This window comes from Bacillus cereus group sp. MG9, from assembly GCF_040459995.1.
GTDB classification, from domain to species: domain Bacteria; phylum Bacillota; class Bacilli; order Bacillales; family Bacillaceae_G; genus Bacillus_A; species Bacillus_A mycoides.
In genome coordinates this window covers 371,783-397,757 of the sequence record NZ_JARVHC010000002.1, presented here as the reverse complement: position 1 = coordinate 397,757, position 25,975 = coordinate 371,783, and the positions used below count along the sequence as shown (strand labels likewise).

Sequence of the window (25,975 nt, the reverse complement as noted above, 5' to 3'; positions counted from 1 at the left end):
ATTGCTTATGAATTCTTTACTACCCCTGAATATGAGAAGTATATTAGCGGTAGTGTAGATCGATTAAGTGGAATAGGTATTGGTAACGATAATATTAAATCTAAGTAAATAATTTTTGCTACATTTTTACTGCTTAGCCGGAAAAAATGTAGCAAAAATATTGTTTTGTGTTTGCTATAATTTAATTGAGTTCTTTATGAACTGCAATGTATTTATTCAAGTTCAGTATCTATTCAATACAAGTTAAAAAGCATTCACTTGTAGTAAAAGTGAGTGCTATTTAATTTGTAGTTCTTTTAAAGAGAACTTAATTAGCATGAAACGATTTAAACCATTATTAAATTTAGTTTTATGCATATTTAAAGGAGGAAAATCATGATAAAAAAAGCAATTGCTGAATGTATTGGTACATTTGTATTAGTACTATTTGGAACTGGAACAGCTGTAATAGGTGGTGGAGTAGAAGGGATTGGTATTTTAGGAATTGCGATGGCCTTTGGATTATCAATTGTTGCTATGGCATATAGCATTGGTACAATTTCTGGTTGCCATGTGAATCCTGCGGTATCTATTGCCATGTTTATTAATAAACGTATGACGGCTGAGGAACTTGCATATTATGTAATGGCACAAATCTTAGGTGCTTTATTAGGAACTGTAACACTAGTAACTATTTTAAAATCATCGGGTATGACATTAAATAACTTAGGTCAGAATAGTTTTGGAAATTTAGGGGCATCTGGTTCATTCTTAGTTGAATTTGTGTTAACATTCGTCTTTATTTTAGTTATTGTCGCTGTAACAGGTAAAAAGGGTAATGCAAATTTAGCTGGAATTGTAATTGGTCTTACTTTAGTGTTAGTGCACTTATTGGGTATTTCATTAACAGGAACTTCTGTGAATCCTGCTCGTAGCCTTGCACCAGCATTATTTGCTGGAGGAGAAGCGATTTCTCAATTATGGGTATTCATTATAGCTCCAATCCTAGGTGGGATCGCTGCTGCTATGGTAGGAAAATCTTTATTGAATACTGAAAAATAATATCTTTTATATTTTAATAAGCACGTTGTCTTATAATGACCATAATGTACTAAATATAATTTAATGGGATAATTAATAGTATTCTCTTCAAGTAGTAAGAGAATACTAACTGTTCCGTCGTGTTTTAAAAATACCTCCAATTGAAATTGGAGGTATTTCTATTTAATATAAATTAATATGTAGGGTTAATATAACTTGTTAATTTAGTGAGTTGTCTATATGAATACAAAAAAATAGCCGATACTCAATTTGAGTATCGGCTATTTTTCCGTGTCATAATATCTAATATTGCTTTCCCATCTCTACAATAAAATCATAACATAATAGTATTTGTTGAACGTTTTCATTTTTGCTTTTAATAAGGAAATTTAAGAGCACTTATCGAAAGAAATATGTGTAATAATAATACCTGACAACTAAATATTTTGTCTCCTTACAAATTGCGACAAAATGATCCCTTATTGTGAACCCCTTCTGCTCTCCTAGCCAGAAGGGGTTCTTCCAATATAAATAAAGGATCTATCTTGTTTCCTACCTTGTTTTTGCTAACATGAAAAACTTAGATACAGGAGAGTAGTTATTATTTGAATCAATGATGTATCTTTGTTTATTCTAAAAGATTGATTTTAAAAAAATGAGGATAAAGTGATACAAAATTTCCGTATCAAGAGAAAATTTATTAGTTTTTTTGGGAAATTACTTTGATAGAATATATATAAGAAGTTTTTCTTTGGTATCCGTCTCATGTGCCTAAAGAATTTGTATACTAAAAAACACGCATATACAATATGCGTGTTTTTTAGTATCTAATTAAGAAGCATTTTTGACAAGATTAATAATACGTATTTAAAACATCCTAAAAACAATTAAAGAGAAGAGTACAAGAGAATAATAATGCTAGAAATATAAATATGCATTTTAACATGTGAGAATAAATTTTAGTAAATCTATTTTTGCTTGTAACAGGAAATTTTATATCGTTTCAAAAATCATTTTCATGAAATAATATATTTAATCCATAAGTATTCCCATATCTTCAAGGAAGAATGCATACTTTCTGATTATAAGCATTAGTTTATGACATGTTTACTAAGAAAACTCCTCAATACTATTGAGGGGTCTTTCTATTTAAAAGGCGCGTTTTTAAATTAGAGATATCCAATAGCATTAAGTTAATTTTTACTATGAGTTTTTTAAAACAATATTATTTGAATGAAGCAATTATTTTTCATTAGTGATTGCTTTAAACAGTGGTTCTAAAATAAGGAAGGTATGAGCAAATGAGGATTATAATTAGTGTTTTTCGATCTTTTGATATTAAGTTTTTAATTACAAGTTATTTAATTTCAGTATTAATATTTCTAATTTTTTGGGGATTCGTTCCTACTAATAAAATAAGTTATATGCTGTTACTTATTGCTAATGCAATCTTATATCCGTTTTCACGAATGGTCTATTATCAAATAAGAAATATGATAAATAAAAAACGCAAAGAAACTGTTCGTAAAAGTAATGTTATTACACACCTAATTTTACAAGTTTTACTTGCTATTGGATTATTTATTAGTTCTATTCTTATTGCACCATTTGGTTTCGCTTTTCTAACAATTCGTGTTTTAAGAATGGAAAGGAAGCAGAAAAAGCAAATCAAAAAAAGCCAGAAGCGTATATTGCGCTAAATTTTAAAAAATAGTTTGTAAATATTAATGCTCCCCTCATCATGCCCTCGAGGAGGGACATTAATATTTAAGAAAATAGACTTAATATATAGTGTAAAAAGAGGATCATGCTCGATTTTGAAATAGAAAACTCATTTTTAACTTTATCAAGACAATGTATATACTCATACACATGAATGACATTCATTTATCGTTTCATTTAGAAAATGTAGAAAAAAGAAAACAACTCAATTGATGATTATAAAATTCCAAGGGATGTTTTGAAGGAATAGTTGAGATGATTGGATAGGAGGTCTATATGTGCAAATTACCCAACGCTAATAAAGGAGATCTTGTTCGCTTTACATATCGAGATGATTCTAAATTGAAATTTCAAGGATATGTAGTAAGTGTACTAACTAATACAATTGTTGTAGATATTTCAGAAGATATACTAAATAGGGGATGTGAAGAGATAGAATCTCGACAAGTGGTTAAGCATGGTCATTACAAAAAGAAGCTGTTTTAGACTTTTTTAAAACTTGCTTTGGAAATAAATGATTAAACGACTAATGTATAGTGATAATGTTACGAATAAATCAATTGTTTAATTTGTAACGAAAAGGTAAACAGTTTACCTTTTCCATAATGTTAATCTTGATTATTGTATCAAGTAATAAGAAATTTAGGTTACCTTTATTTTATATAATCATAAGCAATGGCAAGCGTTTAATTCGTGTAATGAAATATAACATTCTTGCAATAAATTATTAATTTCGTTATAATTTCATTCACGTATATTTATAGGAGTGACGATAATGAATAAAACAGAATTAGTAAAAAATGTAGCAGAAAAAGTAGAATTGTCACAAAAGGATGCTGCTGTAGCAACGCAAGCTGTCTTAGATGCAATTACAAACACTTTAGCTAACGGAGAGAAAGTACAGCTTATCGGATTTGGAACATTTGAAGTTCGTGAACGCGCTGCTCGTACAGGTCGTAACCCACAAACAGGTGAAGAGATGCAAATTGCAGCAGCGAAAGTACCTGCTTTCAAAGCTGGGAAAGAATTAAAAGAAGCTGTAAAATAACGATTATTTCAAGAAAAGGACCCTACATATTGTACTGGTCCTTTTCTTAATTCTAAACGTAATGAAACCTATTTTTAAAAAAGGTTACTGTTTTATTTTCAATATGTATTACTAGAGTTTCAATTCCAAAATCTTTCCCTCATTTTCATCGAATTTAGACCAATTTTTATCATTTCGATATTCAGTAGCTGTACTTTCAAAACCAAAGATACTTTTGTCATTAACCAACACGCTACCTATAGATAGAATACGTTTTGAAAGATCCACTTTAAGGTAGATGTTCTAAAATCATAAGGGTGATACAATCCCCCAGTAAATAAAAAATTTATCTTTATGGGGAAATATAATGCTTTAATAAATAGGGGTGTGAGGTACTATTAATATGGAAAAAACATTTTATGAATTTATTGGTAGTCATGTAGGAAATGCAATTGGAAGTATTTTATTGTGTCTGTTTTTTTATAAAATCTTTGCACCTTACGGTACTTTTGCAATATGGGTATGTAGTATATTTGTCGCAATTTATCTATGGATGTTAAATGCACCTAAATACCGTTGGAATGAAATCAAATATTTGTTGTTTTTCTCTGTATTAGTAATATTGTCTTGTATAGTACATTTTTTTTATCCTGGTTATCCCAACCTTGTATTATTACCACTTCTAATTTTTCTTGCTGCGGCTGAACCAAAGTGGGCAAGAACTACGACTGTGTTATCTGGTATAACAGGCATAATTTTAATTTTATTTATAAGCTCTAATCTGTTTCCTTATCAAGAAATATTAATGATAACTGGTATCTATGTTTCGGTTCGTAGTACGTCTAAGCTAAAGGAAGCATATCAAAAAAATCAAAAGCAGTTAAAAGAATTAGATGAAGCTCATGCTGAACTACAAGAAACAACTTTACTTTCAATGCGATATGCTGCTTTTGCAGAGAGAACAAAATTAGCAAGAGAAATTCACGATGGACTTGGACATCAAATGACCTCACTGATTATTCAATTACAGGCGCTTAAAATTATGTTAAAAAAAAACCCGACTGCAGCAAATGAATCTGTTGACGATCTTTTAAAAGTAGCACGTAAAGGGATGGAAGAGATCCGAACTGCTGTAAGGGATTGGACAAGTGATGAAAAGGACCTTGGACTTATTTCATTAAAAGGATTAATTTCACAAGTTCAGGCAAACTCACTATTACAAATAGAGTTTATTCACGGTGAAAAAATATCAGAGTGGACGATGGAAGAAAGCACAATATTATATCGTATCTTACAAGAGTCTTTAACGAATATTTTAAGACATTCACATGCAGATTCTGTTGTTGTAAGTGTTATAGAAATAGGTGGAGTAGTAAGTTTGTCAGTTGCTGATAATGGCATTTTTAAGGGAGATATGGAATTAGAATTGGGATTTGGTCTGAATGGTATGAAAAAGCGTTGTGAGTCGGTCGGAGGTAGTTGTTCTTTTACTTTAAATGAACCGAATGGATTACGTGTGGAAGTGAGGATTCCAATTCATAAGAATGGAGGAGAATGATGGCAGAAAAGATTCGAATTGTACTGGCTGATGACGAACCTTTTGTTCGAAAGGGACTATGTTATATTATTGGTATGCAAGATGATATGGAGATAATAGGAGAGTGTGAAAATGGGAAGGGGGTAATTAGTGCAACTTTAGAGACAGTTCCAGATATGGTTATTATGGACATTCAAATGCCTGATATATCCGGTATTGAGGCTACTAAAAATATTATGGATAAATTACCAAATACTAAGGTTGTTTTATTAACAACTTTTGATGTACAACAATATGTCCTAGATGGCATTCGCGCCGGTGCAGTTGGTTATATATTAAAAGATACAGAAACAGAGGAAATGTTAGATGGTATACGTGCCATGAATAGAGGAGCCATGATTTATAATAGTACGACAGCAAATCATGCTTTTGCACAATTTCTGAAATATGATAATGCTCCTCAGGAAGATATTGTAGAAAACGAATATACTGAGGCTTTAACGAAGCGAGAAATTGATGTTTTACAATTATTAGCCTACGGGAAACAAAATCATGAAATAGCAAAAATTCTTTGTGTCTCGGAAGGAACGGTCAAAACTCATATTCATAAAATTCTCCAAAAATTAGGGGTAACAGATCGTACACAAGCAGCTGTAATGGCAATTAGACAAAAAATTGTGAAGTGAAGGTATCTTTGCAAACAATAAAAGGCTATTAAAATTATGTTAAACCCTGTGTATGAACGAATTATTATTCGTATTAAAGCTAAAATGGAATTACGTATATGTATAACTACAGAAGATGAGATGTATTAAAAAACCTACCTTGAAATTCTTATAGCTTCAAGGTAGGTTTTAATTTTTCTTTAAAAATTGAAGTATCCCTCTATATTCACTATATTTAATTTGATAATTAGAGCAGATTCGCTGGTTCTTTTGAAACTTAACAATGATATTTCTATTTAATAGTATATATAATTAAATTATTAAATAGAAATACAAATGCAATGACTTATATTTTATGTTTTGTTACGCTATAACTAGCTTGATTTGTTTTTAACTTAAACATACTAAGAGCACTTAACAATTTTTAGGAGGATTTTTCGAATGAAGTTATATAAGGTTAAAACCTGGTTACCATTATCTGCTGCAATGATTACAATAGTATCAAATCCAGTAGGGGCTGCGGCTTCAACGGTTTATACGGTTCAAAAGAATGATACCCTAGAAGCAATAAGTAAACAATATGGAGTGTCCGTGCAATCAATTAAACAAGCTAATAGCAAGGTAAATGATCAAATTAATATTGGAGAACGCTTAACAATTCCAGGATCGTCAACTACAAACGAATATGTTCAAAAAAATAATTCAACAGAATCAACTAATACATATCAAGCAATTTACCAAGTGAAAAACGGGGATACATTAAGTTCTATATCACAACAATATAAGGTTTCAATACAATCGATTAAACAAAATAATAACGTAGATGAAAATCAAATTTTTGTCGGTCAGCACTTAAAGATTGATACTGGAATTTCATTTCAAGAAGTGGACTTAATGGCTCGATTAGCGAATGCAGAAGCAGGAGGAGAACCGTATGCAGGCAAGGTTGCAGTGGCAAAGGTAGTATTAAATCGTGCTAACGCAAATGGTTTTCCAAATTCAATTACAGACGTAATTTATGAACCCATTAAAAATGGTTATGCATTTACTCCTGTTACAGATGGTAGAATTAATCAGCCTGCTACACAGGAAGCAAGAATGGCAGTAGAAGAGGCTCTCACTTCAAAAGGAACAAATTCTGATTGGCTTTATTTCTATAATCCTCAAACATCGACTGACAAATGGATTACAACACGTCAAACTGTTGCGCAAATTGGAAACCATCTGTTTGCTAAATAAAATAATAATATATTAATGGTTTTCCAATGAGATAAGGAGAGGTTATTTTTGCGTGTAGTACATTCACTATTAGTAATAATAGCAGTTATATTTTTAATTTGTGGTGTTATTATTCACGAGTATGTATTGGTGTTTTGGGTAGGGATTTGTTGCATGGTTGCTCTTTTAAAATATTTATTTTCATCTTATAAGGAAAAAATATAGACATTCAAGTGATGAAATTATGTGAAAATAATTAAGTGGACGCTCATTCCATGTTTTAATATTAACTTCATATACAGGGAAGGGTTTTCCCTTCCTTTGAACGTACAGTAAGATTAAAAATATATAATGTCGTATTCAATTGTACGTTGAAAGGTGCGGAAACACTAGAAATTGTACATACATATTATATTTTCATTTTTGGTGAAAAGCTCTGTTTGTTCCTATAATTTAGGATGCAGGGCTTTTTATCGTTTAAGAGCAACTGATGCACGGTTGCTCTTTTATTATGTATATTTGCGTTCATAGAGGAAAAAATAGATGTGTTTTATTGTTAAATATGTGTAATTATAATGATGTGGCATTAAATCCACATGTAAACAATTAAATATTTAACGCTGATTTTTGGGAGGGTTTCCCTCCTTTGAGCGTACAACAAGATGAGAATATATAAATGTTGTATTCAATTGTACGTTGAAAGGTGCGGAAACACCAAAATAAAAATTTTTATGATTTTTATAATTCCTATTTTAAAACCAAAACCCTGTATATTTATATGTATTAGGATAACGGTTTTTTGTCATTTGAGAGCAACTAATTGGTTGCTCTTTTTATTGTGCAAAAATTACATAGGTGGTGTTACTGACGGAAAATAACATAGTAGATCATAATGAAATATTTAAAGTGCTCTGGTCACAGCTACTTCTTAATAAAGATGGAACTGTGAACCAGGATAAAGTAAAACGTAAATTAGCTGATTACAGATGAATGTTGGATGAAGTTGTCCAAGTATATAACATGTTAGCTGAAACACGAGTACCATTAATTCCAGCGGATAATGTGATTGCTTCTGCTTATACACTTCAACATGAATACTTAAGAGATATTTGTGTGGCTGATTTAAAGAAACAAGTTGATACAAATGGGATGAGTGCCAAACATCCATTCCAATGCATATTGAGTTTATGACAAAGCGCATGAACTTACCAAGATTTTTATTTCAACATAAAATCGCAGCGTATGAAGATATTCTTGCTGCTAATCAACTACTTCCTGATGATTTACATTTATATGAATGTGTGATACGTGATTTTTGTTCTGTTGGCTTGTTATTTAAGCCTTTATTTATCGAGCAGATGAAATTGGTAAAAAAATTCGAGATGCATTAATAAAGAAAGCAAAATCTGGTGTAACTGTACGCTTTCTTTATGATGGGATCGGAAGCAATTTATTACGAAATCGTTTCTTACAACCCATGAAAGATGCAGGAATTGAGGTTGTGGCATTTGATCCCATTCGTTCGCCATGGCCACTTGAAACAGTAAATTATCGTAACCATCGTAAAATTGTCATTGTAGATGGAGAGATTGGTTTTACAGGTGGACTCAACGTTGGAGATGAGTATCTTGGTCGTTCTAAAAAATTCCCAATTTGGCGTGATAGCCACTTAAGAATAGAAGGAAAAGCATTGTACAAATTATAAGCAGTATTCCTTGAGGATTGGCTCTATGCCTCTAGTAGTCTAAATACTTATTCTTGGAATCAATTTATGAATACAAAGTACTTTCCAGATAGAGAAAATCCTCATGCAGAAGGTGCTGTTCAAATTGTAGCAAGTGGGCCAAGTTCAGATGATACAAGTATTCGTAATACTTTACTTGCTGTTATAGGTTCTGCTAAGAAATCAATTTGGATCGCAACACCCTACTTCATTCCGGATCAAGAAACATTAACATTACTACGTTTAAGTGCAATAGCTGGAATAGATGTACGCATTCTATATCCAGGTAAGAGAGATAGAATCATGAGTGATCAAGCATCTCAATCATACTTCACACCACTTCTAAAAGCCGGTGCTTCAATTTACAGCTATAAAGATGGTTTTATGCACGCTAAAATTGTACTTGTAGATGATAAAATCGCAACAATTGGCACAGCAAATATGGATGTCCGTAGCTTTGAACTAAATTATGAAATCATTAGCGTACTTTATGAATCTAAGACAGTTCTTGATATTAAACGTGATTTTGAAAAGGACTTTAATTATTCAACTGAAATTCGATGGGAATCGTTTCAAAAACGTAGTATTCAAAAACGAATACTGGAATCCCTAATGCGTCTAATTTCTCCTTTATTATAATTCCGAAAAAAGTAGTCAAAATAAATTTGATTACTTTTTTCTTTTGTTTTTTGTTACGAAATATTCTAGGCTATCTATTGTCTTTTTGTGGCATAGAAAACCCTTAACGTACGGAAATCAAAGTTGCAACTTCTAAAAAATGTCTTAGCGTGGGTTTTATGTCATTTGGTTGGCGGTACCCCTAGTACTAAATAGGTTTCCTTAAACGGTCATTTTTGGAACGGGTTGATTGATGAAATATATTTAAAAAAATATAGTTGACCATAAAACCAATATCCGATATATTGGTTTTATGAAAAAAGAAATTATTAAACCCATTAAACGTATGTCATTTAGAGATGAAGTTTATCTCACTTTGAGAAAAGCAATTGTTACACTAGAGTTAAAACCAGAGCAACGCTTAAATGACAAAGAGTTAGCAGAAGAATTTGGAATTAGTCGTACTCCAGTTAGAGAGGCTCTAAAACGTCTTGAAGATGAAGGACTTGTTGAGTCTATTCCTGGTTCAGCGACTCGCGTTGCACCATTAAATCTTGAGGAGGCGAAACACGCATTTACTGTAGTAGCTGCTTTACATTCATTAGCTGCCCGTTTAGCAGTACCATTACTTAAAAAGGAAGATATTCAAGAATTGGAGTTCAGTAACAAAGCCTTATTACTATCTATTGAGAAAAAGGATATTATAAAAGCAATTGAAGCTGATGAGTTATTTCACAACGTTTTTTTAGATGTGGCAGGAAATCCCGAAATCATTCGTGCATTAGAACGAAGTATATCTAAGATTCAACGTCTTGAAATTTCTCAATTCACTTCTATCAATGGTTTAAAATCAGTAGAACAACACCAGCAAATTATAGAAGCATGCAAAAATAAAGATAAGGAAACAACGGCACAACTTGTAGAACAAAACTGGTTAAGCCTCGGGGAATTATTAACTTATGAAACAGATTGAGGTGAGAAATTTGCGCCCTATTTTTTTAGGTATATGTGCTGCTTTCTTTTTTGCTTTCACATTTATATTGAATCGAGCAATGGAATTATCAGGTGGTAGCTGGATATGGAGTGCCTCATTAAGGTTTATTTTCATGCTCCCATTTCTTTTACTTCTTGTTATGAGTAGGAAAAAATTAAAAGTATTATTACAAGTTATGAGAGAGAATTTAAGATCATGGTTTTTATGGAGTTTCGTAGGTTTTGGTCTGTTTTATGCTCCATTATGCTTTGCCGCTGCACATGCACCAGGATGGATAATTGCTGGGACATGGCAAATTACTATTATATCAGGATCTTTGTTAGCTCCTCTTTTTATTCAAACCGTTCAAACACCAGATGGAATTCTTAAGAAAAGAGGGGAAATCCCAATGAAGGGTATGGGTATGTCATTGATTATTCTTCTTGGTATTTTCCTTATGCAAATGGAACAAGCAAAATTGCTTGCTGTCAAAGATATTTTGTTAGGTATTATCCCTGTTATTATAGCTTCTTTTGCTTACCCACTTGGGAATCGTAAGATGATGGAGGTTTGTGGAGATCGTTTAGATGCTTATCAACGTGTCCTTGGAATGACATTAGCTAGTTTGCCATTTTGGTTGTTACTATCCTTGTACGGTCTTTTTACAGCAGGAGTGCCTAGTAAAGAACAAACTATGCAATCTATTTTAGTTGCTATTTGTTCGGGTTTAATTGCAACTATCTTATTTTTTAAAGCGACTGATATGGTTAAAGGAGATATGCAGAAACTTGCAACTGTTGAAGCAACACAATCCATGGAGGTACTTTTTGCCGTTATCGGAGAACTAATTTTATTACATTCTTCATTTCCTTCTATTTTATCTTGGTGTGGTATGTTTGTAATAATGTTAGGAATGATAGCACATAGTTATGTTTCCCACAAAAGTGAAGCGGCGCATAATCAAAATATTAGTGCTTAATTAATATTTTAAAATGTACAGTATGAACCCTTTTCTATTTAGTATAGGTAATTTTATTACTTTTAAAAAATGTAGTACTCTAAGTTTTATGTCAAAATTTAATACCTAAGTGAAAGAATATGAACAAAAGCCGATGTCCTGCACATATAGGGACATCGGCTTTTTTGTATAAACTTTTGCTTAGCGTACGAAATTCGCGTTTTGATGGTGCTACCCCATCGCTATCAAGCTAACAAAACAAAATACCCCCTAAAATGAAAAAATGCGCTATTCTTTCTGTAGAATCATAGGAAAGGATGGCGTTTGGTATGTCTGTTTCTGTATCTGATGAATTACAACTATTTGCTCAAGAAATTCAAAGCTTTTTATCCCCAAATCTCTTACGAGATCTTGCTAGAGATGTTGGTTTTGTGCAACGAACCAGTAAGTACCAGGCAAAAGATTTAGTCGCTTTATGTGTATGGATGAGCCAAAATGTCGCTACGACTTCTTTAACTCAGTTATCTAGCTGTTTAGAAGCATCAACAGAAGTACTTATTAGTCCAGAGGGACTAAATAAACTCTTAGAAAAGGAGAAGGCGAGATGAGAGTAATTTGTATCAAAGATGTAGTCATGAACACACACGAAAAATACGGTAAGTATTCTGGTAAGAAAGTTTTTACAAGTGGGACTTTGTATAAAGCACGACATCATACAACAACTTTAGAAGACCCGTGGACACCAGTTAAAGTATTACGAGCTACTAACGATTTTGATGAGCTTCATATTATTAGACATTGTTATGAAGGAGCAGATAATACATTCTTTGAAAATCATTTTTTGGAAGTTAAAAACTAAACAAAATCCTTATTTAAAACAAGAAGCCCTAGAGTTAGGGCTCTAGGGCTTCTTATTTTGGTATATCTCACACGGTTTTATAAAAAGAATAGAACATACTGAAGATAACATATGAATGTTTCATAAATGTATCGAAAAAGTGAACAAAATTGCTATTGCAGAAGTAGCAGAAATGAAGTTTCTAATAGTTAAGTACGTAAAAGGTGTTATTTCCAGTGGATAAAATGCGCATGGGGCACCTAATCATTATTTTACCAGAGGAAAAGAATATGTTATGAACTTGGGTGAATGAAAAAATGAATATTTTACTTTAAGCGAAGTTAATGAAATATATTTTGGGGGTTATATCAATAATTGTTATCTCGATGGACACTTTAACTTTATAAAAGTCCTAGAAGAAAAACACAACTATGAGGAATAGCAAGCTATAAAAGTGAACAAAATCGTTATTTAAATAAAAGAAGCCCCGTTTGTCTGGGGGCTCCTAAGGGTAATCGTCAAGTAATGACGTACTCGACTAATTAACCATATCATGAATTTTTTGGTGAAAATACTGGTAAATGTGTCCAAATTAATAGGGCATCATTTTGAACAGAAACGCTATTTTATAAAAAAAAGAGAAGCGCTTAATCAGGACGCTCCTCTCGATGCCAATATACAATAACTATTCCATTATAATGTATAAGCGTAAAAAATTTAACAATTACCTTCATGGTAAAAATTTCATTTTGTATTGATTTAGAACACAAAAAGAGCACTTAATAAAATGCACTCGTGACGAGATCATCCATTTGTAACGACTATTTCAATTTATAGAGAAAGGAACACAGAATATTATATGCGTGTGCAGTCAATTGAGTTCATTTTTTACAAACAAAAAGCAGCTAGCAAAAGCTAACTGCTCGGTTCTCCAAGGGGGAACAAGGAGAAAATCTAATGTCATATACATTATTGACGGGATATTGAGTTTTATTCAGGGGATTATGTTATTTGATTGACGAAAAATTCCTTTATTAGCAGTAAAACACCGAGGAGAGACAAGACTTCAATTGAGAACCAAAACATGCTTTTTTGAGGTTTTTTAAATTCCATTATTATGGAAGAAAATAAAAAGATTGCAATTATCATGATAATTAAGAGACGGATTATATCAGACATTAACAGCACTCCTAATATTTAATCAGTTTCATTATATAGTTATTTCCAATGAGACAGAATTTAAGAATGGTTTTATTGAAATTCGAGCAAAAAAGGCCCTGTTGTCTTCAACAGAACCTTTTCTAAAATGGCAAAGAGTAACTCTTACCTTACTCTTTGTTCATATACTACAGGATTGTTAATGAAAATCCTAGGCTCTTTATATTGAGAAATAAAGAAGAATCATTCTAAAGAATCTTATCTTTGTCATAAATAAAAGAGCAGTTAGCAAAAATTAACTGCTCATCTCCAAGGGGGAACAAGGAGAAAATCTAATGTCATATACATTATTGACGGAATATTGAGTTTTATTCAGGGGATTTACTAATTATGTAGGTTACATGAGAAGTCCTATTAACATCCAGGCTGCCCCGATTAGAATTAAAGTTTCGAATGTAATCCAAAATTTTCTTTTTTCTGGTTTTTGAAATTCTTTAATTACAGAGAATACGGCACTGATTCCTAAAAGAGTGAAAAGAATAATTCGGATTGTATCAGTCATGAGTATCACCACCTAAGATTTGAATAGTTTAATTATATATTAATTACCATTTTGTAGAAACTTAACAAAATAGTTATTTGCGCGACACGTTTCCTCATAAGTGTGCAAACACGAAGTAGGAGGGTTATTAATTTGATAACAACAACTGTTTGACTGAAAGTAGGAATGAAAGCCGTCAGGTTGAGCTGAAACTACTTATCTAATACTCCTACATGCAAGGCGTGATAGTAGTCACAAATTGTATGAAGCTAGGTGAAGTCGGCTGAACAAAACCTAAGTGAGAAATCATATGGTAATGGATAGGTCGGGATGCTACAAAATATCTATGGTGAGAATGTCTAAAATAACGGACTGGCGAACTTGCGAATGTACGGGTCTAAATTATTAATACAATAGAAATTTGTATGTCGTCAATGATGACGTTATCTACCGAAAAGTAAGAGTAAAGGATACGAAATTCGGAACATCTAACGATGAGGGTGTAAAGATAACAGGCTTAAAGCAAGCACCTAAGGATATATGTATAGCTAAGTCAATCGGAACGTGGTAAGCAAGAAACTGTCACCAACGCCTACTAGCGGACAGATGCATATAAGGTTCTAACGAACCGAAATTGCTTCATTCTTGTGAAGGTGGGGACAAAGTACCGACGAAGCATGTAACGAATGTGGAGGGATAGTCCCTAGTCTTGTTCTTTGAAAACTAAATTAACTAGATGTAACTCACAGGATCGAGTAAGATGATGGGACTTTTCGTAAGAAAGGGGAAATAATACATCGGTGAGTACAACATTACGACATGCAGAATATTACGATATACAAAAAGTGTTCGATGATTTATACCAACGTAGTGAAAATAACGCTACTAAAGGTGTAAATCTATATAAATACATCATATCAAAAGAAAATATTCTATTGGCATATAGAAGTATAAAGGCTAACAGTGGTTCTAAAACTGAAGGAACAGATGGTATCACAATCGACCATTATAAAATGGAAGATGTAAATTCCTTCGTTGACGATATTAGAAAAACTCTCACAAATTACAAACCAAATACGGTACGTAGGGTAGAAATACCTAAACCTAATGGGAAGAAACGCCCATTAGGAATCCCTACAATGAGAGATAGATTGATTCAACAAATGTTCAAACAGGTTCTAGAACCAATATGCGAGGCAAAATTCCACAAGCATTCATATGGATTCAGACCTAACAGGTCAACACACCATGCAATGGCTAGGTGTCAATATCTGATAAACAGAGGAAGATTTAGTCACGTAGTAGACATTGATATACAAGGTTTCTTTGACAATGTGAACCATTCCAAGTTATTAAAACAACTATACAACATAGGCATAACTGATAAAAGGGTGCTGACAATTATCTCTAAAATGTTAAAAGCACCAATCAAAGGAAAAGGTATTCCTACAAAAGGAACTCCGCAAGGAGGAATCCTAAGCCCATTACTTAGTAATGTTGTATTAAACGATTTGGATTGGTGGATATCTAGGCAATGGGAGAATATTAAAACAAGAAGACCATACACAACAGCAACCAAAAATCCATTGCTGATAAAAACAAAATTGAAGAAAATGCATATCGTTAGATACGCAGATGATTTTAAAATATTTACTAACAATCATCAATCTGCAATCAAAATATTCCATGCAGTAGAAGGTTATCTTAAAAATCAATTAAACCTTAATATATCTAATGAAAAATCGACTATAACTAACCTAAAAAGAAAATCTTCCGATTTTCTGGGGTTCTCTATCAAATCTGTTAAAAAGCGCGAAAGATATGTGGCAAACACACATGTAAGCGAGAAAAAGAAAAAGGATATCCTTGAAAAAGCAAAGACAAGGATTAAAGCAATTCAAAAAAGCCCATCAGGGAAAACAGTACAGGACTATAACTCTTATGTGCTTGGTATAAAAAATTATTACAAAATTGCAACACATGTAACTATAGACTTTGCTGAAATAGCCTTTCGTCTCTCGAAAACTTTGTTTAATCGTCTAAAATCAATAGGGAAATATAAGGTTCCTACCAATGCGAATGCATTATACAAAAGAACTCATAGGAACAATTATAGAACCTTTGAAATAGCAGGCAATCATGTATATCCACTAGCGGACATACAAACACGATTCCCTCAAAGTTTTAGTCAAGACATATGCAATTATACTAAGCAAGGAAGACAAAAACTCATCAAAAGCCTAAAAGGTAACATTGCCAATGAAATGCAAAAGATGTTGCTATCCTCCAATAAAGGACAAAGCATGGAGTATACAGATAACAGAATATCCAGGTATTCCATGCAAAATGGTAAATGCGCTGTCATCGGAATCTTCTTAATAGCTGAAGATGTGCACTGTCACCATAAAATACCGAAAGGTATGGGAGGAACTGACGAGTTTAATAACCTGATTATTGTACATGAATTTGTCCACAGATTGATTCACGCTACAAATGACGAGACGATTAGAACATATATGAGAATTCTTCAATTGAACGATAAACAATTGAAGAAAATAAACAAACTCCGTAAAGCTTGTAATCTAGTTACTTTAGTATAAAAGGATAAGATGGGGCGCTGTATGCGATGAAAGTCGCACGTACAGGGCTAAGCGGGGGAAAAGATGGAGATAACTTCAAAGTCTTACCTATCGCAACTAATAGAAAGCGAGGAATAATAATGGGACAAGGAAACCGTGGGATGGCATTTGAAATGCTTATCAATCTATCAAATGAAATGTATCAAAGAGGGGGAGTGGCGCTTATAAACAAGCGTCCAACTCCTGTAAAGGTGTTAAAAAGTAAAGGTGGCCGTGTATTAAATGGATTCTATGAAGCTAAAAGTACAGTAGACTATGACGGCGTTTATAAAGGACGAGCAGTAGCATTTGAAGTAAAGTCAACGCAGAATCTTACACGATTTGATTTAAGTAACATTGCACAGCATCAATTAGATTACTTGGAGAAAGCAGAGAAGATGGGAGCGGTTTGTTTCTTCCTTATAGAGTTTAGTAAAGATCAAGCGATATTTCTTGTACCGTCATCAGTGATCCAATCTTATATAAAGATGTCTCATCAACCGAAGGGAAAGAAGTCTATACCGAGAGCAGACTTTAATATTTATGGATACCTGGTAGATCAGACGGAACGAGCACCAGTTGATTACTTACAATACATCGATGAATCAGGATTGATTCCAGGGGTGTTAGACCGGATGATTAAGTTAGATCAGGACAATGCAAGGGTTGTTAATAATATAGAAGCAGCGAAAGAGAAGATGAGTACCAAGAAACGAAAGTTATTAAAGGCTTAATGGATAACGGAACAATGACTAACAGTGTGGTGGGGGCTGTATTGTAGTCATCGTTCCCTTATTCAACAATTAGATAGTAAAATTTCACGTACCTTATGTGATGTTAAAAAAACAAATTCAGAAATAGGGGGATTACAGATGGAGCAATTAACGTTCTTACCAGTAATGGACAAAGAAATGGAGAGGAAGGTGCAAAAGGAAGTTATCAGCATTCTAAAAGAGTATCGCGCCTTAAAAGCACGTTTTGAGAATGAAGTGGAGCAAATGCAGGAGGGAATTAGTCTGTTTCCTGAGATAAGGAATACTAGACATGTTAGCAATATCAAGTTCAAGCAGATCGATAAGGCTTTACAGTACGTTTTAGACTATGACGAGGCAGAAATCATCAAGAGAAAGTACTTAAATGCTGATAAACCGAAAGACAGCTTTATTTACACTGAGTTATCAATGAAGAAAGATCACTTCTATTATAAAAAGAAAAACGCAATTCGATTGATTGCTACATCTTTAGGGATGATTTAATAATACAAAAAAGCCAAATTGACAGTTTTTAATTAACTATCCATTTGGCTTTTTGTGTTTTATTTTTTAGGCATCCATGTATGTCCGCAATTCATGCAACCATTAACAATATTTTTTCTACCAACAAATCCACTGAATAAAGTTATCGGTGGCCCTAGTAACATAATAAGAGCAGCAGCGAATTTATCAATATCATGAAGTGGAGATTTTCGAGAATTTATATCATGAACAGAATTAGAAACTATAAAAATAGTAATAAGTGTAACTAACAGAAGAAACAGAATTAAAAATGTCCTTTTGAAATTATAACCACGCTTATTACCGACTATTTGATCTGATTTACATTTCCTACAAACTACGCGCCTTGTTACTTTTTCTTGCTTTACTGTCATGTCTAACCATCCTCACTTGTATAAAATTATAATAGTTTAATTATATGATGATAATACCTGAACTGGGTACAAATTTTGTTAAAAAAAGGAAAAGTATAATTAATTGGAATATTTATATTTTTCAAAACTTCGACAAAATGCCGACAAAAATAGGGACTAAATAGGGGGGGATTTTGATAATGAAATCAACGGTATTCTTAATGTACAAGCCCTTTGAAAACCGCATATCGAAGAGGATTAGTACACCTATAAGTGAAACGTTCTGATGCGAGAATGTCACGGTAACGTATACCGCATAGTAGGGCGGGAAAGGCGGTACGAACCCGCGTTAAGACGAAAAGACCAATGAATAATAACAATGACATATTCCAGTGTGGTGGGTGCAAATTACTCGCATTCGTCATGCTGTTTCTATTATGCTTAGTGTTCAGCTCAGAGACCGCCATGTCCTCTGGGTTGATGGTGAACATAATACCTTTCTATTCTTTGTTAATGTCGTTCTTGAAAATGGAAATGGGGTGGTTGTTCTTGATTGGATGAACATCGCGTTTTTAAAAAGAAAAACAAGAATAAAGGGCTTCTTCATCAATTTTGACAGGGCATTACACTTATAGCGATTACTCACGAATTTTCGCTATGCAGAGAGCTTCCGCTCTTTGTTTGAGCCAATACAGCTAAACCTTCCCCTCAGTCTTATGTGTTGGTTCAAACAAGGCGTAGGAAGAAACATATGCGTCTTGATATAAATCCTTTATAATTCGATATTGGTGAAAATGACATTAAGTAGCCGACTCTACGGAGTATAAACGAGAAGAGTCTTAGTCTTCTCCCAGTCACCGACACAGGGCGTGTAGCAATATTAGTTGATGCGGTGATTTGGAGAAGCCTGAGAGTATCTAGAATACCAGAGGCTTGAAGAGATACTTATTGCCATTTGTTCTCTCTCTTCCCCTTCAGGAGCTGTCACTTCGGTGATGGCTTTTTGTTTTGTAGGATATTCTTCTTTTCTGTCGAATAGATAGATTGGGAGAGGTGGGGAATAAGTAAATGAAAAAATTTATAATAAGCATAGAAGCAGTCGATGGTAAACAACACGAATTTGAAATTGAGCATAAAAAGACAGTAACAGTTGCTGCTATAGAAAATTCTATACAAGCAAGAGAAGCTAGATTCTTCAGATTTGGAGATCGTATGGTTAATTTGGACAATGTATTCTCTTTAGTGGTAAAAGAGAAGAAGGATTAAATACAAAAAAAGCATCCAAAACGGGTGCTTTTTTCTTTGTTATATAGAAATTACACATTAACCATTAAGCATATTAGGGAATATCGAGCATAGAATGATATTGACCACGATATCAAATTTATTGCTGCGTTTTAGTGTTACCTCTATGTTCATGAAAGGGCACCTGTATAAGGTGTCTTTTTGATGAACCATTTTAATATAGAAATCATATAGTATAGTGTAGGACAAGCTAACCGCTTATATCCTATTCAATGCTCATTGGGGAAATCCCCTTCTCATATTTTAGCATCTACTGACGTGGATGCTCTTTTTTATTGAGAAAAATGGACATTTAAATAGGAGGTTAATGATGGGTGTAACATTAGAGGAATTAGAAAAGTGTTTTAATGAAGCTGTAAATGAAGGAGCAGAGTATGTAGCTGTTCAAATTGAAATGGATGGATTTCCTAGCGATGAAGTAATTATTAATGACAAACATAACATTGATTCTAAACTAGCGTATTATAAGAAAACATACAATGAAGATTTAGAACATAGATGCACTCCAGGAATTCGTATTGTAGGTTTTGCGTATGGTTATTCGTTCTCAGAAATCCTACGTGAAGTAGTGATTAAACTAATAGCAATTATCGTAGGCGCTGCCGTTATCTTGGTGGCGTCTTGTTTGTTGTTAAGGGATGATAAGGGGTGAGGGGAATGTGTGTGGGCCAACAAGTTTTAAGGATGTTTTAGAGATTATTTGGTACTACAAGTGGGAGTTTTTCAAAGCAATACTTTCTATAGGGATTCCAGTATTTTCACTTGGTGGATTAGGAACGAGTTGACTGGTTCTGGTGCAAAAAATCTATAAGACTTGGACATACTGATATTACTACTCTAGAAAAGGTGTGTGATCAGTATGAAAAAGTAAAATTTGTTCAAATGGAAGCATTATCAGCTTGATATAATTTTGTTAACGGTAAGATGGTACCTACGGTATAATCTCAGTTTTCGTGATTTGGTGGAAATGATGAAAGAACGGGGCTTATCTATTTCTCATACCACGATTATGCGTTGGGTTCATCAGTATGGCCCGGAATTGGACAAACGAATTCGTCCATCAATTGTTTGGACTTGTAGCATAAGATACGATTCCGTTAGGAATATATATGCTTTATTCTCTTTTACTTTATTTTTGCACCAGAAACTAAAAGAATCAATGGGAAAATCAGAACTATTTGAGAAAGAAAAAATAAAAAAAGAAGTGACTGTTTTGACAGAATTGAGAGAGTCATAATGGTACATCAAAAACTTCATGAAGAGAAGAAGTGCACCTATTATGATATAGAATTTGTTGTGAAAGATGAAAGAAACAAGCATGCAATAATGATGAAGTATGGCATTATATATATTTCTTATATTAGCACTTATTTATTTGTCAATTCTCTTTTGTGCGAAAGTAGAGTGCACGAAAATGAAAGCGGAACGAATCTTGAGATTACTATTGAAGAGGGTGTGCTTATTTATTGAGTTGTAGTGCATAGATACTATAAGAGAGCATAGGATACATATATTTCTAGAGGAATTATGTAATAAATGACATATGAAGAAGACAATGTTGCAAATATGAGAGGTTGAAAAGAAAGCTCACAAACCAACTTAGTTTTAAGAATAGTAGTAAATAAAAAAACTGTAAAAAACTATTGTATGTTAAAAATTTATATGTTACATTTATGTTACGAAAGTATTACTTTATGTAACTTTTGTTTCATTTTGTTTTCTTGTTGTTTATATTTTGTTACAAATCATATACTAGAAACGTTATTTCTATGTGCGTAAGAGTGTGTGTAGTAAGAAGTCTGAGTTAGAACTTCATACATTATATTAAAAATCCTTTCTGTCTTAAAAGAAGAAGAATACCAACTATTTAGGGGTTTTTAGGTAATGAGATTATATAAAATGTACTTCCTTTCCTACACAATTTAGTACATATTTAAGGTTCAGTCTAATTGCTGCACAGCTTCTTTTGCATATGAGTGTATCGAAATAAATGAAGAGATCGGTAATTATAACAGCATTAAAAAATTAATCTCGAAATGGATTTAAATAGAGTGATTGAGGTATATAAAGTGAAAAATTCTTATAAAGTGTTTATATGTATTTGGATAATTATTTTGTTGTTTTTTATAATTTATTTTGGATACAAAATGACATCTGATAATAATCAGGTATCAATACAAGAAAAACAGGTAAAACAAGAAGTTCAAAAAATGTCAGAAGAATCAAATGAGAGAGAAATAAAATCCTTTGAAATACTCTAAAAGAAATCAGTAATAAAAAGAGGGCAGTAATATCAATGGGATTCTCTAATTAAGTAACAATAATAAACGCAGAGGAGGGATAGCTTAATCGCTATCCCTTCATCTTAATTTCACTATCTAATCCCGTGGGTTGAAGAAAGTTTTTGTCTGTTTTTATTAAGTGTCTTCGTCACTTTTGTACTCCAAAATATCGACAGACTGACAATCCAAAGTCTTACATATCGCTGCTAATGTTGAAAAACGAACCGCTTTTGCTTTCCTATTTTTCGGAATGGAAAGATTTTCTATCTTAAAAAAAGAAAAGGAAGGGCACTTGAAAAAGTGCTTTTTTACTATTTATATTAGAACCGATGAGAAAGATAGAAAAATTATCTTTTAAAAAAGCTATTTTTAGTTATGTACACTACAAATTGAAAGTAGCCCTTGTATAGGTAACACATGATGATAGTTTTCGGAATAATCAGTATTTTAAAGGAGTGAATATTTTCGCTATAATATATATCAATTTATAAAATTAAAAGGATTTATGGAGAGAAATTTATGAAACAGAAAAAGATTGGTTTATTAGTATTTGCACTTATCACGTCCTCAATTTTATCGGCTTGTAGTAGTAAATCTAATAAAACTGTCAATGAGAATCAAAAACAAGTATTAAATTTAACAATATCTGAAGAAATGCCTTCTCTAGATACGGCAAAAGCCATGGATGGTACATCATCACATGTGATGCAAAATATATTTGAAGGATTATATGTACTGGATAATCAAGATAGGCCTATTCCTGGTGTAGCAAAGTCATTTGAGAGAAGTGAAGATGGGAAAAGATATACATTCCATTTGCGTAAAGATGCTAAATGGTCAAATGGTAACAGCACATGACTTTACTTTTGCTTGGAGACGGACATTAAGTCCTGAAACAGCATCTCAATATGCATACTTACTAATTTATATAAAAAACGCAAAAGAAATTAATGAAGGTATAGTGGCTGCTGATCAGTTAGGAGTAAAGGCATTAGATAATCATACGCTAGAAGTAGAATTAGAACAGCCTGTTCCATATTTATTGCAATTATTAGCACTGCCTATTTATTTACCACAGGATGAATCGTCTGTGAAAGAAAAAGGAACTAGTTATGGTTTAGAACCAAATCATCTTATATATAATGGAGCATTTGTGTTAGAAAAATGGCAGCATGAACAAGAGTTTCAATTGAAGAAAAATAATACATATTGGGATAAGGAACAAGTGAAGCTAGAGGCTATAAATTTTCATATTGTAAAAGATTCAATGACGGCCATAAATTTATATGAATCGGGTAGTATTGATCGTGCTCCTGTTAGTGCAAAATTCGTAGATAAATACAAGGGCAAAAAGGAATTACATATGAAAAAAGATTCTGGGATAGCTATGTTACGTTTTAATGAAAAGAATACTGCGTTAGCAAATAAAAAAACCAGACAATCTATTTCTTTAGCACTAAATAAAGAGGGAATTGTGGATCACTTTATCAATAATGGTGCTACACCCGCAGAAGGTCTTATACCAATAGGATATAAGGATGAAACAAATGGAAAAGATTTTCGTCAGGAAAATGGTTCTCTTGCTGTGTATGATTTACAAAAGGCGAAACAAACTTGGGAAGTTGCAAAAAAAAGAACTTAATACAGAAAGTGTCACACTTGAATTTTTAACATTTGAACAAGACAATGCAAAACATATCGCAGAATATATAAAAGGAGAACTTGAAAAACATTTACAAGGATTAACGATACAGATTAAGCAGCAACCATCTAAACAAAAACTGCAACTTGAACAAACAGGACAGTATGATATATCTATGGCAGGTTGGGGACCTGATTATAAAGATCCTATTAGCTATTTAGAATTATTTACGACAGATAATCCAAATAATAAAATGGAGTATTCAAATTCTAGTTTTGATAATCTTATAAGTAAAGCTAAACATGACGTTGTATTAGATCAACAGAAAAGAGGGGATTATTTACGAGAAGCAGAGAGAGTATTGTTAGAAGATTCTGCTGTTGCTCCGCTTTATCATACTGGTTTAGCGTATGTGCAAAAGGAGTATGTAAAAGGAATTAAAAAGCATCAATTCGGTGGTGTATATACCTACAAAAATGCTTATATAAATAAAAAATAAAAAATAAAAATACTGAAATAGAAAAGAGTTGAGTACTTAATACAAAAAGTACTCAACTCTTTTCTAATAGTCTCAATAAGTTTTATCATTTTAGCCAAGAAGACTCCTTCCTCTAGGAACGCGAAGTGAGTAGGTGGGAGATGAATTGGCTTCGGACAAGAGATGGCAGGAAGCCATCTTAATTGTTCGACATACATAAACTGTTACTTCACTATCTATTCGATAGGATGATGTTATCTGCATTACTAATATTGATAGATGGTGACCCCTACTAGCAAGCTAAGGTTTTGAAGTACCCCCTAAATGAAAAATTTCTTTCTCTACAGGTAGATATTTTGAGAAAACAGCTCATTTTTTTGTTTTGGGGTATTTACTTGTCTTAAGTTGATGGACATGGGGATAGTCCTTCTTGGCACAATCTCGTTTGTTAGTCTTTTTGGTACTCTTCAGCTAAGTGAGATGGATATGATGAAATAGGAGGACCAATTTTAAAATAGGATAAGCTGGTTTTTGAAATTGGTATACAGTTCTTTAACAGATACAGTTTTTGTAACATGTTTTTATCTATTGGGTGAAGCATGTGATCTGTCATAATGAAATAATTATGATGATAGATAAATACTTTCCCTTCAGGTAGAATCGTGTAATTAGATAAATTCGGATGAATAGGTGGTCCATCTGAAAATTCATCTAAACTACGTTGCGAAACTTTAATAATTTCTTGAACTGAGAATTTAAATTTGCGAAATGCTGTAGTGTTAATAAATGGACGTTTCTGATTATTCTCTATATAAAATAGTTCTCCTTTTTCATTTTTTACAACACGTAAATTTGGAATTAGTTCTGTAAGAGTTATAGGGGGACCTTCTGTGTATTTGTAAATAAATGGTTCGGGAATTAGAACGATTTGATTTTCATTATACTTGAAGTAAGAAAGCATTTCTTTTGATAGGGGCCTACGTTTATAATTATCAACTAAAAATACGTCACCTAGTGAACTTCTAAGCAATATACCATTTAAATCTTTAGATGGTATATTGGCATATAGATTTTGGAAGGAAAAAGGTGTTTTGAAAGTAATATCGAGCACTTTGTTAATAGGATAGAAAGGTTGGAATGTATTTAGACGTTTCCAAAACATAGCATCTCCGTTAAACCAATATAGTGGATCGGTCTCCCAATAATTACTGTATTTTTGATAAACCTTTAATAAGATTCTTCTTGTATGCATAACTGAACAGTGATCCACAACATTTGCAGCTGTATATAAAATTTCCGAGGCTTTCCTTACATATTCATGAGTAGGTTGTAGATTATAATCAACACATTTTACGTGCTGAGAAGAATACACCACATCTATTTCAGGACTTTTTTGTAAGAAAGATAACATTTCAGCTAATCTATTTGGAACGTACATAGTATCATCGGTTAAATAGCAAATATAATCTCCGCATGTTAATGGAAGCGCCTCATTAATGAGCGTTGCATATCTTGTGGTTTTATACCTTTCATTACTTTGTATAAAACTATTCTTATAATAAATTCGAGGGTCATCTAAATATTTTTTTATGATATTTATAGTATCTGGACAAGAGTTATCATCCATAATAAAAAGTTCCCATTCTTTAAAAGTTTGCATCTGAACACTTTCAATAACTTGATTAATTAAAGAAGGTTTATTATAGCTAGTGAGGATAATTGAAATCAGGGGTTTCAAAGTGGTCACCTCTTGTGAGAATTTTGAATAGCTTAATATTTTCAGGTGGATATTAATTGAATCTTTGGAGTTAGTTATTTCTATCTATTGATATTTTATTTTTTGTACTTAAATAGTTTATTACTTGTTCATAGATAAGGTATAGACTATAGCGGATTATAAAAAAGATGTATGGACAAATAAAATAGCTACTTTATCATTTTATTACATATATAAATCTTTTTTAAAATTATCGGAACGGTTCGTCCTTTCTCTTTATATAATAACGTAACTGTTGTCTATTTAAT

The 25,975-nt window shown here is 32.6% G+C and carries 23 protein-coding genes and 6 pseudogenes; 25 read left to right on the top strand and 4 right to left on the bottom strand.

All coding sequences use genetic code 11. The annotated features are described in order from the left end of the window. The first annotated feature begins 375 nt into the window (after positions 1-375). The 14 genes and pseudogenes from QCI77_RS29710 to QCI77_RS29645 all read left to right on the top strand — a co-directional run bounded on the left by QCI77_RS29710 (position 376) and on the right by QCI77_RS29645 (position 12,320). The gene (locus QCI77_RS29710; RefSeq protein ID WP_000591169.1) at positions 376-1,041 is read left to right on the top strand and encodes an aquaporin; all 666 of its coding nucleotides are present in this window, start codon (positions 376-378) and stop codon (positions 1,039-1,041) included. Between the two features lie 1,280 nt (positions 1,042-2,321). Then, on the top strand, positions 2,322-2,720 hold the full coding sequence (locus QCI77_RS29705) for a hypothetical protein (protein ID WP_353826024.1): 399 nt from the start codon (positions 2,322-2,324) through the stop codon (positions 2,718-2,720). Between the two features lie 298 nt (positions 2,721-3,018). Then, positions 3,019-3,228 (top strand): DUF2187 family protein, encoded by a 210-nt coding sequence (locus QCI77_RS29700; protein ID WP_000335215.1) that lies wholly within the window; start codon positions 3,019-3,021, stop codon positions 3,226-3,228. Positions 3,229-3,517: 289 nt separating this feature from the next. Further along, complete coding sequence (locus tag QCI77_RS29695) at positions 3,518-3,790, top strand: HU family DNA-binding protein (RefSeq protein ID WP_097811950.1); 273 nt, start codon at positions 3,518-3,520, stop codon at positions 3,788-3,790. A 382-nt stretch (positions 3,791-4,172) separates the two neighbouring features. Next, positions 4,173-5,327, top strand: a complete 1,155-nt coding sequence (locus tag QCI77_RS29690; RefSeq protein ID WP_353826023.1) for a sensor histidine kinase — start codon at positions 4,173-4,175, stop codon at positions 5,325-5,327. Then, positions 5,327-5,992, top strand: a complete 666-nt coding sequence (locus QCI77_RS29685; RefSeq protein WP_353826022.1) for a response regulator — start codon at positions 5,327-5,329, stop codon at positions 5,990-5,992. Before QCI77_RS29690 ends, QCI77_RS29685 begins: the two co-directional genes overlap by 1 nt. 420 nt (positions 5,993-6,412) lie before the next feature. Continuing rightward, positions 6,413-7,210 (top strand): cell wall hydrolase, encoded by a 798-nt coding sequence (locus QCI77_RS29680; protein ID WP_353826021.1) that lies wholly within the window; start codon positions 6,413-6,415, stop codon positions 7,208-7,210. Between the two features lie 969 nt (positions 7,211-8,179). Next, a complete protein-coding gene (locus tag QCI77_RS29675) occupies positions 8,180-8,380 on the top strand; it encodes a hypothetical protein (protein ID WP_353826020.1) in 201 nt (66 codons plus the stop codon). Next, positions 8,377-8,580: a hypothetical protein gene (locus QCI77_RS29670; protein WP_483299000.1), complete on the top strand. Its 204-nt coding sequence runs from the start codon at positions 8,377-8,379 to the stop codon at positions 8,578-8,580. Before QCI77_RS29675 ends, QCI77_RS29670 begins: the two co-directional genes overlap by 4 nt. Continuing rightward, positions 8,532-9,551, top strand: a pseudogene (cls, locus tag QCI77_RS29665) (cardiolipin synthase); the annotation flags it as partial. The gene QCI77_RS29670 and the pseudogene cls, both read left to right, overlap by 49 nt. 292 nt (positions 9,552-9,843) lie before the next feature. After that, positions 9,844-10,503 (top strand): GntR family transcriptional regulator, encoded by a 660-nt coding sequence (locus QCI77_RS29660; RefSeq protein ID WP_353826019.1) that lies wholly within the window; start codon positions 9,844-9,846, stop codon positions 10,501-10,503. Further along, positions 10,490-11,482, top strand: a complete 993-nt coding sequence (locus QCI77_RS29655) for a DMT family transporter (RefSeq protein ID WP_353826018.1) — start codon at positions 10,490-10,492, stop codon at positions 11,480-11,482. The genes QCI77_RS29660 and QCI77_RS29655 overlap by 14 nt, the downstream gene beginning before the upstream one ends. Positions 11,483-11,790: 308 nt before the next feature. Next, positions 11,791-12,042: pseudogene (locus QCI77_RS29650) on the top strand (IS4 family transposase); the annotation flags it as partial. A gap of 23 nt (positions 12,043-12,065) precedes the next feature. Next, the gene (locus tag QCI77_RS29645; RefSeq protein WP_353826017.1) at positions 12,066-12,320 is read left to right on the top strand and encodes a hypothetical protein; all 255 of its coding nucleotides are present in this window, start codon (positions 12,066-12,068) and stop codon (positions 12,318-12,320) included. A 1,534-nt stretch (positions 12,321-13,854) separates the two neighbouring features. Here the strand turns inward: QCI77_RS29645 and QCI77_RS29640 are convergent. After that, positions 13,855-14,019, bottom strand: coding sequence for a hypothetical protein (locus QCI77_RS29640; RefSeq protein WP_353826016.1), 165 nt, complete (start codon positions 14,017-14,019; stop codon positions 13,855-13,857). 779 nt (positions 14,020-14,798) lie between these two features. Between QCI77_RS29640 and ltrA the strand changes: the two genes are divergently transcribed. From ltrA to QCI77_RS29625, 3 genes are all read left to right on the top strand, one after another. Next, complete coding sequence (gene ltrA / locus QCI77_RS29635; protein WP_193653901.1) at positions 14,799-16,598, top strand: group II intron reverse transcriptase/maturase; 1,800 nt, start codon at positions 14,799-14,801, stop codon at positions 16,596-16,598. A gap of 119 nt (positions 16,599-16,717) precedes the next feature. Further along, positions 16,718-17,350, top strand: coding sequence for a Holliday junction resolvase RecU (locus tag QCI77_RS29630; RefSeq protein ID WP_353826048.1), 633 nt, complete (start codon positions 16,718-16,720; stop codon positions 17,348-17,350). A gap of 138 nt (positions 17,351-17,488) precedes the next feature. Continuing rightward, positions 17,489-17,872 (top strand): ArpU family phage packaging/lysis transcriptional regulator, encoded by a 384-nt coding sequence (locus tag QCI77_RS29625; RefSeq protein ID WP_353826015.1) that lies wholly within the window; start codon positions 17,489-17,491, stop codon positions 17,870-17,872. A gap of 59 nt (positions 17,873-17,931) precedes the next feature. Here the strand turns inward: QCI77_RS29625 and QCI77_RS29620 are convergent, their stop codons facing one another. Further along, a complete protein-coding gene (locus tag QCI77_RS29620) occupies positions 17,932-18,264 on the bottom strand; it encodes a hypothetical protein (RefSeq protein WP_353826014.1) in 333 nt (110 codons plus the stop codon). A 371-nt stretch (positions 18,265-18,635) separates the two neighbouring features. On the opposite strand from QCI77_RS29620, the gene QCI77_RS29615 reads away from it, so the two are divergent. From QCI77_RS29615 to QCI77_RS29585, 7 genes and pseudogenes are all read left to right on the top strand, one after another. Continuing rightward, positions 18,636-18,878: a hypothetical protein gene (locus QCI77_RS29615; RefSeq protein WP_353826013.1), complete on the top strand. Its 243-nt coding sequence runs from the start codon at positions 18,636-18,638 to the stop codon at positions 18,876-18,878. 433 nt (positions 18,879-19,311) lie between these two features. Next, entirely contained in the window at positions 19,312-19,509 is a 198-nt protein-coding gene (locus QCI77_RS29610; protein WP_016119215.1) for a hypothetical protein, read from the top strand. Between the two features lie 349 nt (positions 19,510-19,858). Continuing rightward, positions 19,859-20,116: pseudogene (locus QCI77_RS29605) on the top strand (hypothetical protein); the annotation flags it as partial. 91 nt (positions 20,117-20,207) lie between these two features. Continuing rightward, positions 20,208-20,333: a hypothetical protein gene (locus QCI77_RS29600; protein ID WP_353826012.1), complete on the top strand. Its 126-nt coding sequence runs from the start codon at positions 20,208-20,210 to the stop codon at positions 20,331-20,333. A gap of 89 nt (positions 20,334-20,422) precedes the next feature. Further along, positions 20,423-20,605, top strand: a pseudogene (locus QCI77_RS29595) (IS6 family transposase); the annotation flags it as partial. A gap of 179 nt (positions 20,606-20,784) precedes the next feature. After that, the gene (locus tag QCI77_RS29590) at positions 20,785-21,018 is read left to right on the top strand and encodes a hypothetical protein (protein WP_353826011.1); all 234 of its coding nucleotides are present in this window, start codon (positions 20,785-20,787) and stop codon (positions 21,016-21,018) included. A gap of 566 nt (positions 21,019-21,584) precedes the next feature. Then, complete coding sequence (locus tag QCI77_RS29585) at positions 21,585-21,809, top strand: hypothetical protein (RefSeq protein ID WP_353826010.1); 225 nt, start codon at positions 21,585-21,587, stop codon at positions 21,807-21,809. A 156-nt stretch (positions 21,810-21,965) separates the two neighbouring features. On the opposite strand, the pseudogene QCI77_RS29580 reads toward QCI77_RS29585, so the two are convergent. Next, positions 21,966-22,091, bottom strand: a pseudogene (locus tag QCI77_RS29580) (helix-turn-helix domain-containing protein); the annotation flags it as partial. 258 nt (positions 22,092-22,349) lie between these two features. On the opposite strand from QCI77_RS29580, the pseudogene QCI77_RS29575 reads away from it, so the two are divergent. Next, a pseudogene (locus QCI77_RS29575) lies at positions 22,350-23,971 on the top strand (peptide ABC transporter substrate-binding protein). 427 nt (positions 23,972-24,398) lie between these two features. Here QCI77_RS29575 and QCI77_RS29570 read toward each other — a convergent pair. Further along, positions 24,399-25,688, bottom strand: coding sequence for a glycosyltransferase family 2 protein (locus QCI77_RS29570; RefSeq protein ID WP_353826009.1), 1,290 nt, complete (start codon positions 25,686-25,688; stop codon positions 24,399-24,401). Positions 25,689-25,975: the final 287 nt, after the last annotated feature.